At 47.4% G+C, this 12976-nt stretch carries 12 protein-coding genes and 4 tRNA genes; 1 reads left to right on the forward strand and 15 read right to left on the reverse strand.

All coding sequences use genetic code 11. From position 1 onward, the window contains the following. Positions 1-34: 34 nt before the first annotated feature. From rpoB to AC2YIT_RS26300, 15 genes are all read right to left on the reverse strand, one after another. Positions 35-3901, reverse strand: a complete 3867-nt coding sequence (gene rpoB / locus AC2YIT_RS26230) for a DNA-directed RNA polymerase subunit beta (protein WP_430849969.1) — start codon at positions 3899-3901, stop codon at positions 35-37. Between the two features lie 279 nt (positions 3902-4180). Further along, a complete protein-coding gene (gene rplL, locus AC2YIT_RS26235; protein WP_223400673.1) occupies positions 4181-4567 on the reverse strand; it encodes a 50S ribosomal protein L7/L12 in 387 nt (128 codons plus the stop codon). A gap of 90 nt (positions 4568-4657) precedes the next feature. Continuing rightward, on the reverse strand, positions 4658-5188 hold the full coding sequence (gene rplJ / locus AC2YIT_RS26240; RefSeq protein WP_430850251.1) for a 50S ribosomal protein L10: 531 nt from the start codon (positions 5186-5188) through the stop codon (positions 4658-4660). Position 5189: 1 nt separating this feature from the next. Beyond that, the gene (rplA, locus tag AC2YIT_RS26245; protein ID WP_430849972.1) at positions 5190-5888 is read right to left on the reverse strand and encodes a 50S ribosomal protein L1; all 699 of its coding nucleotides are present in this window, start codon (positions 5886-5888) and stop codon (positions 5190-5192) included. Positions 5889-5924: 36 nt separating this feature from the next. Then, positions 5925-6374 (reverse strand): 50S ribosomal protein L11, encoded by a 450-nt coding sequence (rplK, locus tag AC2YIT_RS26250; protein ID WP_015812907.1) that lies wholly within the window; start codon positions 6372-6374, stop codon positions 5925-5927. Positions 6375-6449: 75 nt separating this feature from the next. Then, positions 6450-7004: a transcription termination/antitermination protein NusG gene (gene nusG, locus AC2YIT_RS26255; RefSeq protein WP_015812908.1), complete on the reverse strand. Its 555-nt coding sequence runs from the start codon at positions 7002-7004 to the stop codon at positions 6450-6452. Positions 7005-7037: 33 nt separating this feature from the next. After that, positions 7038-7229 (reverse strand): preprotein translocase subunit SecE, encoded by a 192-nt coding sequence (gene secE, locus AC2YIT_RS26260; RefSeq protein WP_015812909.1) that lies wholly within the window; start codon positions 7227-7229, stop codon positions 7038-7040. Between the two features lie 19 nt (positions 7230-7248). Further along, positions 7249-7319 (reverse strand) — tRNA-Trp (locus tag AC2YIT_RS26265). Positions 7320-7421: 102 nt separating this feature from the next. Continuing rightward, on the reverse strand, positions 7422-8609 hold the full coding sequence (gene tuf, locus AC2YIT_RS26270; RefSeq protein ID WP_291200727.1) for an elongation factor Tu: 1188 nt from the start codon (positions 8607-8609) through the stop codon (positions 7422-7424). Positions 8610-8831: 222 nt separating this feature from the next. After that, positions 8832-8903: transfer RNA gene (locus AC2YIT_RS26275), tRNA-Thr, on the reverse strand. Between the two features lie 170 nt (positions 8904-9073). Next, positions 9074-9149 (reverse strand) — tRNA-Gly (locus tag AC2YIT_RS26280). A gap of 62 nt (positions 9150-9211) precedes the next feature. Continuing rightward, positions 9212-9294: transfer RNA gene (locus tag AC2YIT_RS26285), tRNA-Tyr, on the reverse strand. Between the two features lie 164 nt (positions 9295-9458). Then, positions 9459-10565 (reverse strand): porin family protein, encoded by a 1107-nt coding sequence (locus AC2YIT_RS26290; RefSeq protein WP_487281182.1) that lies wholly within the window; start codon positions 10563-10565, stop codon positions 9459-9461. Positions 10566-10576: 11 nt separating this feature from the next. Continuing rightward, positions 10577-11461: a hypothetical protein gene (locus tag AC2YIT_RS26295; RefSeq protein WP_487281183.1), complete on the reverse strand. Its 885-nt coding sequence runs from the start codon at positions 11459-11461 to the stop codon at positions 10577-10579. Beyond that, positions 11442-12032 carry an RNA polymerase sigma factor gene (locus AC2YIT_RS26300; RefSeq protein ID WP_430849980.1) on the reverse strand — a complete coding sequence of 197 codons (591 nt, stop codon included), beginning with the start codon at positions 12030-12032 and terminating at the stop codon, positions 11442-11444. The genes AC2YIT_RS26295 and AC2YIT_RS26300 overlap by 20 nt, the downstream gene beginning before the upstream one ends. 132 nt (positions 12033-12164) lie before the next feature. Here AC2YIT_RS26300 and murI point away from each other — a divergent pair, with 132 nt between their 5' ends. After that, positions 12165-12974, forward strand: coding sequence for a glutamate racemase (gene murI, locus AC2YIT_RS26305; protein ID WP_430849982.1), 810 nt, complete (start codon positions 12165-12167; stop codon positions 12972-12974). Positions 12975-12976 lie beyond the last annotated feature (2 nt).

Raw genomic sequence — 12976 nt, forward strand, 5'->3', positions numbered from 1 at the left:
CTATGGCGCGGTTGCCCGCGCCAACGACTAGAAATTAGTCCAGTGTAATCTCCAATGCTAGTCCACGAAGCTCGTGAACGAGTACGTTGAATGACTCTGGGATATTTGGTTTCGGAAGGTTTTCACCTTTCACGATCGCTTCGTACGCTTTGGCACGGCCGACCACATCATCGGATTTCACCGTAAGGATCTCCTGAAGAATGTGCGATGCACCGAACGCTTCAAGCGCCCACACTTCCATCTCACCGAAACGCTGTCCACCGAACTGCGCTTTACCACCCAATGGTTGCTGGGTAATGAGCGAGTATGGCCCGATAGAACGCGCGTGCATTTTATCGTCAACCAAGTGGCCCAGTTTCATCATGTACATCAGACCGACTGTTACCGGCTGGTCGAACTGCTCACCAGTGAGACCATTGTACAGGTAAGTACGTCCCCAAGCCGGCAGACCCGCCTCTTTCAATTCGGCAGCTACTTCCGCTTCTGTTGCACCGTCGAAGATCGGTGTCGCGTAACGACGGCCGAGTTTCAGACCAGCCCATGCCAGAATCGTTTCATAGATCTGACCGATGTTCATACGTGAAGGTACCCCCAATGGGTTCAACACGATGTTTACCGGAGTTCCGTCTTCCAGGAATGGCATATCTTCGTCACGAACGATACGCGCCACAACCCCTTTGTTACCGTGGCGACCCGCCATTTTATCACCCACTTTCAGCTTGCGCTTTTTGGCGATGTAAACTTTCGCAAGCTTCACGATACCAGCAGGCAATTCATCACCCACTTCCAATGCGAAACGATCGCGTTTGAAGCGGCCCATTACTTCGCTGCGGGCATTGAGATAGTTTTTCAACACCAGAGAGATCTGACGGTTGGTATCAGCGTCTTCTGTCCACGAGTCGGTCAATACGTCTCCGATAAGGTTTACCTCCTCAGGAACTGCGTATTGGCTTTCGTCTCGGTACGGGTTGTTGGCAGGGAACAGGTTCTCCGAGATATTTCTCACGTTGAACTTCATTCCTTTGCTGATCAGCTCGTCGCCGAATTTATGTTTTACACCCGAGCTGGTTTTGCCGTCAGTCAGCGTCACCAGTTTGTCGATTACGCGTCCGCGCAATGCAGTCAGGTCGCGGCTGTATTTCTTCATCAACAGACGAAGCTCGTCTTTATGTTTTGCACGCTCTTCTTTGGTTGGGCGAGAGAAAAGTTTGGTATCGATTACCACACCTTTCATCGATGGTGGTGCCTTTTTAGAAGCATCCTTCACATCACCAGCTTTATCACCGAAGATCGCACGAAGAAGTTTTTCTTCAGGGGTAGGATCAGATTCTCCTTTTGGAGTGATCTTACCAATCAGGATATCACCTTCTTTTACTTCTGTACCTACTTGTACGATACCGTTTTCATCGAGGTTCTTCACAGTTTCCTCGCTTACGTTCGGAATCTCAGCGGTCAGCTCTTCTTCCCCGCGTTTGGTATCACGCACTTCGAGTTCGAATTCTTCGATGTGGATCGAAGTAAAGATATCGTCGCGTACTACTTTCTCGGAAATTACGATCGCATCCTCGAAGTTGTATCCCTGCCAAGGCATGAATGCAACCAGAAGGTTACGGCCCAATGCAAGTTCACCACCTTCGGTACCATAACCCTGGCAAAGCGGCTCGCCTTTTTTCACTTTCTGACCTTTCAACACCATTGGTTGGAGGTTCAAGCAAGTGTCCTGGTTGGTACGACGGAATTTAACGAGGTCGTAAGAAACGCTGTCGTCGATGAAGCTCACAAGGCGATCCTCGTCAGTACGGTCGTATTTCACGACGATCTTCTTCGCATCTACGAATTCAATCACACCGTCGCCTTCTGCTACTACCAATGCACGGGAGTCCATGGCCACGCGGCGCTCCAGACCTGTTCCTACAATAGGAGCCTGTGGACGCAACAGAGGCACACCCTGGCGCTGCATGTTAGATCCCATCAAAGCACGGTTAGCATCATCGTGTTCGAGGAACGGAATCAACGAAGCCGCTACTGATACGATCTGGTTCGCAGCAACGTCCATATAAGATGCCTGCGAAGGATCTACCATTGGGAAGTCGCCTTCGAAACGTGTTTTGATTTTATCAACGGTAAAGTTTCCTTCTGCATCCACAGAGGCATTAGCCTGTGCAATGTATTTGGAATCTTCTTCTTCCGCCGTCATATAGATCAGCTCGTTGGTCAGCTTACCTGTGCTATCGATCACCCGGTAAGGCGTTTCGATAAAGCCCATGCCATTCACTTTCGCGAATACGCAAAGTGAGGAAATCAGACCGATGTTCGGACCTTCCGGTGTTTCGATCGTACACAGACGCCCGTAGTGGGTATAGTGAACGTCACGAACCTCGAAACCTGCTCTTTCACGGGAAAGACCACCTGGTCCGAGTGCCGACATACGACGTTTGTGCGTAATCTCAGCCAATGGATTGGTTTGGTCCATGAACTGAGACAGCTGGTTGGTACCGAAGAACGAGTTGATCACCGATGACAATGTTCTTGCATTGATCAAATCAACCGGTTTGAAATCCTCGTTGTCACGCACGTTCATACGTTCCTTGATGGTACGCGCCATACGTGCGAGACCTACGCCGAACTGTGCATACAGCTGTTCGCCCACGGTACGTACACGACGGTTTGACAAGTGGTCGATATCATCGACTACCGCTTTCGCATTGATCAGACCAATGAGGTATTTCACGATGGAAACGATATCCCCAGTCGTCAGTACGCGGACGTCGAGGCTTGTATCCGATCCCAATTTCTTGTTGATCCGGTAACGGCCCACATCACCCAGGTCGTAACGCTTATCCGAGAAGAACAAGCTCTGGATTACGTCACGTGCAGTTTGCTCATCGGGAGCTTCCGCATTACGCAGCTGACGGTAAATTTGCTCAACAGCCTCCTTGTCGGAGTTCGAGCTATCTTTTTGAAGCGTGTTATAAATGATGTTATAATCCGCTACGTTCATGTCCTCTTTGTGCATGATGATCGACTTCTGACCTGATTCCAGGATCACATCGATATCATCCGCAGAAATAGTAGAGTCACGTTCCAGCAACACTTCGTTACGCTGGATAGAAACTACCTCGCCGGTATCCTCATCCACAAAGTCCTCAGTCCACGTACGGAGAACCCTTGCCGCCAACCGGCGTCCTACTGCCTTTTTCAGGTTAGCAGGCGTTGCGCTGATTTCCTCCGAAAGGCCGAACAGGTCGAGGATATCTTTATCAGATCCAAAACCGATCGCTCTCAAAAGGGTTGTTACCGGGAATTTCTTCTTACGGTCGATGTACGCATACATCACGTTGTTCACGTCCGTAGAGAATTCGATCCAGGAACCTTTGAATGGAATAATCCGCGCAGAATATAGTTTGGAACCATTGGTGTGCTTGCTCATCGAGAAGAACACCCCTGGTGAACGGTGAAGCTGAGAAACGATGACGCGCTCAGCACCATTGATCACGAACGAACCGCGTTCGGTCATGTAAGGAATGTTACCAAGGAAAACTTCCTGTTCAATGGTTTCAAATTCTTCATGATCGGCGTCGTTACAGATCAGACGCAGCTTCGCCTTTAAAGGCACTGCGTAAGTCAGACCGCGATCGATGGATTCGTCGACTGAATACTTCGGTGGCTCAAGGAGATAATCGATGAACTCGAGAACGAAGTTTTCGCGTGAGTCGGCGATGGGGAAGTTTTCAGCGAAAACTTTGTAAAGTCCTTCTCCGGAACGGTCTTCAACCGATGTATCCAGACTAAAGAAATCACGGAACGATTGTACCTGGATTCCCAAAAGATCGGGATAATCGATAATCTGATTAATCCGAGAGAAATTCTTTCTTGGTGTTTTTGGATTAATAGTAGCCAAGGCTATGTGTGATTTGGGTTAGCAGAAAAACTAATTAGTTTTAACCTAATCTATTGCCTCGTAGAGAAAGGTTAACCGTCCCTGTTCTTCCATTCTACGAGTAAGGAAGTGTTTCGGACAAAGTTAGCCGGAAGGAGATTTCGGCAGTAAACCCGTTACCGCCTCTAACCAGAACGCTAAAAAGAGCTTTTTCGTTTGGTTGGTATAGAAAACAGGAAAAGACCTGACGGTTGTCAGGCCTATTCCCTAAGAATTTATCTTCTAATGCTGTGGAGCAAATTACTTCACTTCAACTTCTGCACCAGCTTCTTCAAGTTGCTTTTTCAGAGCGTCAGCTTCGTCTTTAGCAACACCTTCTTTTACAGGTTTTGGAGCGCCGTCAACGAGTTCTTTCGCTTCTTTCAGGCCAAGACCAGTCAGGTCTTTAACCAATTTCACAACAGCAAGTTTACCAGCACCAGCCGATTTCAAGATTACATCGAAAGATGTTTTCTCTTCTACCGCAGGAGCATCAGCACCAGCGCCAGCGCCAGGGCCTGCTACCATTACTGCACCAGCAGCTGCTGGCTCAATACCGTACTCGTCTTTAAGAATTGCAGCCAATTCGTTCACTTCTTTAACCGTAAGGTTAACAAGCTGTTCTGCGAAAGCTTTCAAATCTGCCATTTTTATTTTGATTTTTTTGATTATACAATAAGATGATTTAAAAAAGGCTCCTTTAATTATAAACCCGGAGAGCTAAGCCTGGCTACTTAATTAGTCTTCTTTTTCAGATAAAGTTTTCAAGATACCAGCCAGGTTCTGTCCGCCGCTTGTAAGAGCGCCGATAACATTTTTGGCAGGCGATTGCAACAATCCGATCACTTCGCCGATCAGCTCTTGTTTCGATTTCAGTGAAATCAGAACGTCCAGCTGGCTTTCTCCAACAAAAACAGATGAATCAACAGAAGCTCCTTTGAATTTAAGCTTGTCGCTACCTGATTTCTTTTTGAAATCCTTGATCAATTGCGCAGGTACTTTACCTGACTCCGGGTGAAACATTACTCCAGAAAATCCTTTCAACACTTCGTCGAAAGAAGAATAGTCCGTATCTAGTGTTTCAAGCGCTTTTTTAATCAATGTATTCTTCACAACACGATATTCAACACCACGTTCGAAGCAAAGGCCTCTCAGGGTATTTACCTCGCTCACGGTCATGCCGCTTGCATTGGTAATGTAGAAGTATGGCGTGCTGGCGAATTTTTGACTTAACTCGTCAATAATTACTGCTTTTTCTTCCCGTGTCATATTACAATCCTGGAATCGTGTTTTTGTCAATAATAACACCCGGGCTCATCGTGCTTGACAAGTGAATGCTTTTTACGTAAGTTCCTTTGGCCGATGAAGGCTTAAGGCGAACCAAGGTATTGATAACTTCCGTTGCGTTTTGTGCAAGCTGGTCAGTTCCGAAAGAAACTTTACCAATGCTGGTGTGGATGATACCGGTTTTGTCAACTTTGAAGTCGATTTTACCAGCTTTCACTTCCTTTACAGCTTTGCCTACTTCGGGAGTTACAGTTCCTGACTTAGGGTTCGGCATCAGACCGCGAGGTCCCAATACTTTACCTAGTCTACCTACTTTTGCCATTACACTCGGCATTGTAATAATCACGTCGATGTCTGTCCAGCCTTGCTCGATTTTTGTAATGTATTCGTCAAGACCAACATAATCCGCTCCTGCCTCTTTCGCTTCTGCCTCCTTGTCGGGAGTACACAGCACCAATACACGAACTTCTTTACCGGTTCCATGTGGCAATGTCACCACGCCACGCACCATTTGGTCAGCTTTACGAGGATCCACGCCCAAACGAACGTCGATATCTACGGAAGCATCAAATTTGGTATAGGAAATCGTTTTCAGAACATCCGCAGCTGCTTCCAGGGTATAAGCCTGGGTTGCGTCGTATTTTGAAAGAGCTTCTTTTTGCTTTTTGGTCAATTTTCCCATGTTCTTTGTTTCTTTGGCGTATCTATAAATCTACGCTCAGTTGTTTTCTTCCCATGGGGCTTTGCCAGCCACGGTGATACCCATACTACGAGCCGTTCCCGCGATCATTTTCATAGCAGACTCTACGGTGAAGCAGTTCAGGTCGGGCATTTTAGTTTCAGCGATCGTCTTAACTTGATCCCATGAAACTGATCCTACCTTTACACGGTTTGGCTGAGCCGAACCTGTCTTTACTTTTGAGGCTTCCAGAAGAAGAATAGCGGCCGGGGGGGTTTTGATGACGAAGTCGAAAGACTTGTCTTTGTAGTATGTAATAACTACCGGCAATACCACACCCATTTTATCCTGGGTACGGCCATTGAACTGCTTGCAAAACTCCATGATATTCAAACCCTTCGATCCTAGTGCAGGACCAATTGGAGGTGATGGGTTGGCTTGGCCACCTTTCACCTGCAGTTTGACGTATCCACCTATTTCTTTTGCCATTGTTTTGGAATTTGTCGGTTCATCGATTGATTAGCGGCTCACATGCAGTTGGAAGCCTACCTGCCCGCTATTCGCTCAACTATCCTTTTCTACTTGTGCGTAACTGAGTTCCACGGGTGTATTACGCCCGAATATTTTTACAACTACATTGAGTTTTTTCTTCTCATCGAATACTTCTTCCACCAGACCAATGAACCCGCTGAACGGACCATCTACGACTTTCACAGTCTCGCCTTTGATGAAAGACATGCTTGGCGCTTCTTCGTGTTGTTCTGCTTCGTCGACCTTACCGAGAATACGGTTAATTTCTGACTGACGCAGCGGAACGGGCACTTTGGAATTTCCTTCGGCATTGCCCAGGAAACCAATTACGCCGGGAATACTTGTAATAATGTGCAGAACCTCCCCTTTGGACAGATCGGCTGAAATGATAATATATCCGGGAAAGAAGTTCTTTTCCCGTACACGCTTTTTACCGTTACGCATTTCGTAAATCTTCTCCGAAGGGATCAGGATTTGCGGAACGAATTCATTCAGTTTCTGGCGTGTTATTTCATTTTCAATGTAGGACTTGATCTTTTTCTCTTGTCCCGATACTGCCCGCAATACAAACCAATTTAGACTACTCATACCTTTCAGGGGGTTATCTTTACTAAAATAGCCTTAGAAAGACTGGTAAAACAGTTTCAGTGCATTCTCGAATACGAGATCCATTACACCTACCACGAAGGCAAAAATGAGCGAACCTACAAGCACCAGTGTAGTGTTGGCTTGCAGTTCGTTGAAAGGCGGCCATGTCACATGTTGGGTCATTTCTTCCCAGGACGCTTTCAAAAAAGAAGTAAATTTTTCCATTTCACCTTTTCGATTTATGCACGGGTGGAGAGATTCGAACTCCCATCAACGGTTTTGGAGACCGCTATTCTACCCTTGAACTACACCCGTTTATCGTGCAATTGCCCATTCGGGGCTGCAAAGATACGACTTTTTTATAAAAAACAAGTGCATTCCAAAAGAAATGCACTTGTTTTAATATTGCTATCTTGATTAGTCAAGAATTTCAGTTACCTGACCAGCACCTACGGTACGTCCACCTTCGCGGATCGCGAAACGAAGACCTTTTTCCATAGCGATTTTGTTGATCAGTTTCACTTCGATAGTGATGTTGTCACCTGGCATAACCATTTCAACACCAGCAGGAAGTGTAATTTCACCTGTCACGTCAGTGGTACGGAAGTAGAACTGAGGACGGTATTTGTTGAAGAATGGAGTGTGACGTCCACCTTCTTCTTTCGACAGTACGTAAACTTCACCTTTGAAGTGCTGGTGAGGCTTAACTGAACCTGGCTTACAGATTACCATACCGCGACGGATCTCTTCTTTGTCGATACCGCGAAGCAACAAACCTACGTTGTCACCAGCTTCACCGCGGTCAAGGATCTTACGGAACATCTCAACACCTGTTACAGTTGATTTGAGACCTTCTGCACCCATACCGAGGATATCAACAGGATCACCAGAGTTGATTACACCACGCTCGATACGACCAGTTGCAACAGTACCACGACCAGTGATCGAGAATACGTCTTCAACAGGCATCAAGAATGGAAGATCAGTCATACGTGGAGGAATTGGAATCCAGGTATCAACAGCCTCCATCAGATCTTCGATAGTTTTAACCCACTTAGGTTCGCCGTTAAGACCACCCAAAGCAGATCCCTGGATTACAGGAATGTTGTCGCCATCGAATTCGTAGAAGCTCAGAAGTTCGCGGATTTCCATCTCAACGAGTTCAAGAAGTTCCGGATCATCCACCATGTCCACTTTGTTCATGAACACAACAAGCTGAGGTACACCTACCTGACGAGCAAGAAGGATGTGCTCACGAGTTTGTGGCATTGGACCGTCAGTAGCAGCAACCACGATGATTGCGCCGTCCATCTGAGCAGCACCAGTTACCATGTTCTTCACGTAGTCAGCGTGACCTGGGCAGTCAACGTGCGCATAGTGACGGTTGGCTGTCTGGTATTCTACGTGAGAAGTGTTGATTGTGATACCGCGCTCTTTCTCTTCAGGAGCATTGTCGATTGATGAGAAGTCGCGTTTCTGTGCAAAACCTTTATCAGCCAACACAGTTGTAATCGCCGCTGTAAGGGTAGTTTTACCGTGGTCAACGTGCCCGATAGTACCAATATTTACGTGGGGTTTCGAGCGGTCAAACGTCTCTTTTGCCATGACTTAAGTACGCTTAAAATTAAAAGTTATTACGAATTTATTATACACTACTAATTGATCCTGCTGGCTTTACTGCAATCAAACACCGCAAACGTTACCAAACCAGGATCAAAACCAATGCAGGGACACCTCCTGCTTTCTGAGCTTTTGAGGGGATTTGAACGGCACGGGCCGCCCCGCCCTGACCTCTTCCTTACCAAGGAAGTGCTCAAAAAATTCCTGAGCTTTTGAGGGGATTTGAACCCCTGACCTCTTCCTTACCAAGGAAGTGCTCTACCCCTGAGCTACAAAAGCATTGTTACTTCTTTCTCTTTCATCTTCCCAAGGAAGTGCTCTACCGCATCGGCGGACCGCCCTGAGCTACAAAAGCATTGTTACTAAAAGCATTCTTGTTAGAACCAAAAAGCGATTAGCGAAAGTTATCTATTGAATGTTTTCGCTAATCGCTTCGATGATGCTTCTAATGGAGCGGAAGACGAGGTTCGAACTCGCGACCTATAGCTTGGAAGGCTATCGCTCTACCAGCTGAGCTACTTCCGCATTTGTTTTCGTCTTTCACCTCAAAACTGGTATGATTTGAAGCTTTTTTCAGACTCAAACTGTGGGGGCGGATGGATTCGAACCACCGAAGACATAAGTCAGCAGATTTACAGTCTGCCCCATTTGGCCACTCTGGTACACCCCCAGACAACATTTCAACACAAGCGTGAAAACCGTTTGTTTCACAATTTGGAGTCGCAAAATTATACCCATTTTTTAGATTCTCAAATTCTTTTGAAAAAAAATTAAAAAAAAATACGGCCTGGGATCAAAAACGTCGATTCCAGGCCGTAGGGGCACTTTTACAACTTAGAACAATCTTACTCCGAAACTCAACATACGGACCGACGGCCCTCTGTTGGCCTGATACAGATTATTCAAATCATAGTTCACAAATAAGTCAGGAAAGTTACGGATACCGATTTCGGCGGCTAAGCCATAGCGCAAATCTTCGATGTAAAAATTACGTCTGTCGCGATCCACATCCTTCGATCCAACTTGCCGGACCTTGGTATAGCTGCCCAGGCGGTACCCGCCGTAGACACCCGCGCTGATGTAGGAAATGAACGACCTCGAAAAGCTCAATGTAGGCATAATCGACAGGTTCACATAGGGGACCACGAGTTTTGATTTTCCGAGATCCACCTCCTCGCCTGCGTCGTTCTTCACAAGCGGAAATTCAACACCGTCGTCCGTTTTGATGATCGTATTGTTGCCGTCGTACATCATGTTGTACCACGAAAAGTCGATCCCGAAATCCAGCGTTAACCCCGCATCCTTACCCCGGACCAGATTCGCACTTGCGACGTACCCCAGGCTCACGTAGCGCGATCCGAACGGTTTCAGGTCATAATCGTCCTTGTTGAAACCGAGGGTCGTCTCATTCGTACCGTAAGCATTGAGCCCCAAGGCAATATTAAAACCCTTCCGCGGGCTCGATCCGCCCCAGGAACTCCAGTGAAACCGCTTGCCGATACGCCGGTAAGTCGAATCCGAACCGACCGCTTCATCGCCCTCCTTCACATCCACTCCCGAGCCGTCGATAGAGACCTTCGTATCGCCGTCCTTGATATGAATACCCCGGAGGCCAATCCTTACATAATCCTTGTCCGCCTCCTGCTCCGGGTTTTTCAAATACTTATTCCCGTTGAACTCCTCCCGCAAAAACGTCGTGTCGGCCTGCGTACTGTCCAACCTGACTTTGAGATCCTTCAAAAGCGCATTAAGGTCGTACTTCATGATCTTCTCGAGCTCCGTCCGGTTTTCGCCGTAAATGATCAGCCGTGTTTTATCGCCAAAAGTCACGATTATCGAATCCTTCTCGGAAAACTCATCATTCAATTTCAAAGAACCGGCGCGCGTGCCAATGGCTGCCAATACAAACAGCACCGCCATTGCATATATTTTACTTTTCATGGCACAATAGATTACAGTTTAGTCTTTTCTTTAGGGTGGTCTTTGTCTGAACTTTTGTCATCCTTGCCACGCAGGCGATCGTCCACGCGTGCTACAAGGCTTTTCGGATTAAAACCCACTTCCTCCCAGTCGACTTTCTCACCTGCCCTCGCATTTTTGAGCTGACGGAAAACCCTTGCAAACCGGGTATTACGTGGTTTCTCTTCCCCTTCATTAGTGCCGGTCTCCACCGCAACGACAATCGTTCTTGTCGGTTCGGGTTCCGGCTTGTTTACCCGGTTAACAGCTGGCTCATCGGGCAAAGTCTTTATATCCTGCGCAACAGGATTTTTTGTAGGTTCCGCTTGCATTGCATTCACCGGAACGGAAGGGTTTTCCGCAATAGCGACAACCGGTGCATTCTCAACAGGCTCGGGATGAGTATCGGAAGTTTGAATGCGCGGTACCTTCACATTTGGCGTCTCATTGTCATGAGCTTTGACTACTTGCGCTATCTGTGTCTTTCCATTACCAGGTGCATTGTAAGTGGGTTTCAAAACCTTCCCGGTGTTATCCACTTCGGCATTAGTTTTTTTCTCCGCCCCAGTCAGTTGTTCAACCGGTACATTTAATTTTTCTACTGCGTAAATCGCTGAATCAACAGGCGCAGGCTTAGCCACTGCAACAGTCTGCTGCGGTTGAATGCCACCCGGGGAAACACCCTGCTGATTCTGCCAAACCAGGTATCCTCCCATCATTGCCGCCGCCACGCCGGCCGCAGCATACCAACCCCACACAACGGGACGGTTCTTCGCCGGCCGCGTTTCCTGAATTTTCAGCCACGCATTTTCCGAAGGTGTTTTTTCCAATCCTTCGAGTTTGCGTTTGAAAAGATCATCAACAGGATGCTTTTTCATAGTCTACTTTTTTTTTATAATCATTCTGCCATTCCGCCACCATCCTTTGCAACAAGCCCCGGGCGCGGTGCAACTGTGATTTCGATGTACTTTCGGTGATGCCCAGCATCTGGGCGATTTCAATGTGTGCGTAGCCTTCAATAGCGTACAGGTTAAAAACCGTCCGGTAACCTACCGGTAGTGCTTCGATCAACGCCATCAGCTCTTCGGTTTCCAGGTTCTGATCGGCGTGGATGTAATCGGGAATGTTATTGGCCTCATCCGACAGGTTATCTTCCAGTATCCGTTTTTGTTTCCGCAAATAACCCAGGGACTCGTTCACCATAATCCGTCTGATCCACCCTTCAAAACTCCCTTCGCTGTTAAACTGGTTTATTTTCTCAAAAACCCTTAAAAAACCCTCCACCATCACATCCTCGGCCGCCATTTCGTCGCATACATAGCGGAAGCACAAAGCCAGCATTCGATGGCTGTACTTGTCGTAAAGCTGTCGCTGGGCCTTCGGATCTTCCTTCCTGAGGGCTTTGACGAGCTGTGCTTCCTGGCTGAATAATGCTAAAATTCGACCCATTCTAATTGGTGGTTTCGACAGCAAGATGCGCATTCCTCCGCGTGAGGTTGCATGTGCCGGAAAAGTTTTTTGATATATTTTTTAGCTTTGATGTGAATATCACTCTTTGACCACCAAAAGGACTTTTCTCCAATGCTCGACTCCTCTGCGCCCATCGGAATTTTTGACAGTGGAATCGGCGGTATGACCGTCGCCAGTGCCGTAACCCGGTTGCTTCCCCAGGAAAACACCATCTATTTCGGCGATACGGCGCATTTGCCTTACGGCGATAAATCGACGGCTGCCATTCAGGCCTATTCGATCAAAATCTGCAATATGCTTTTACAGCAAAACTGCAAGCTGATTCTCATCGCCTGTAACTCCGCGTCCGCGGCCGCGTACGAGCTCGTGCGTGAGTACGTGGGAAGCAAAGCGAAGGTTTTGAATGTGATCGATCCGGTAGTGGACTATGTGAAGGAGCATTATGAAGGTAAAACCATCGGCCTGATCGGCACCAAGCAGACGGTTCTTTCCAATGTGTATAAAAAGAAAGTTGATGCGTTGGATCGCAACATCCACCTGAAATCCCTCGCTACGCCATTGCTCGCACCTATGATCGAGGAAGGTTTTTTCGACAACAATATCAGTGAAAGTGTCATTGCCAACTATCTCTCTGATCCGTCTCTGAGTGGCATTGAGGCGTTGATACTCGGTTGCACGCATTATCCGCTGATCAAAACGCAGATCCGCAAATTCTACGGCGATACGGTAGAGACGCTCGACACCTCGGAAATCGTCGCGCGATCGCTGAAAGCCTGGCTCGAACAGCACTATCTGATCAACGAGAAAGGCGAAGGCAAACGACAGTTCTATGTGTCGGATTACACACTGTCATTTGAGCAATCCACCAACATATTCTTTGGCCGGCAAATCCAGCTGGAACATTATCCGCTTTGGGAGTAATG

The organism is Dyadobacter sp. SRI_021, assembly GCF_057586235.1.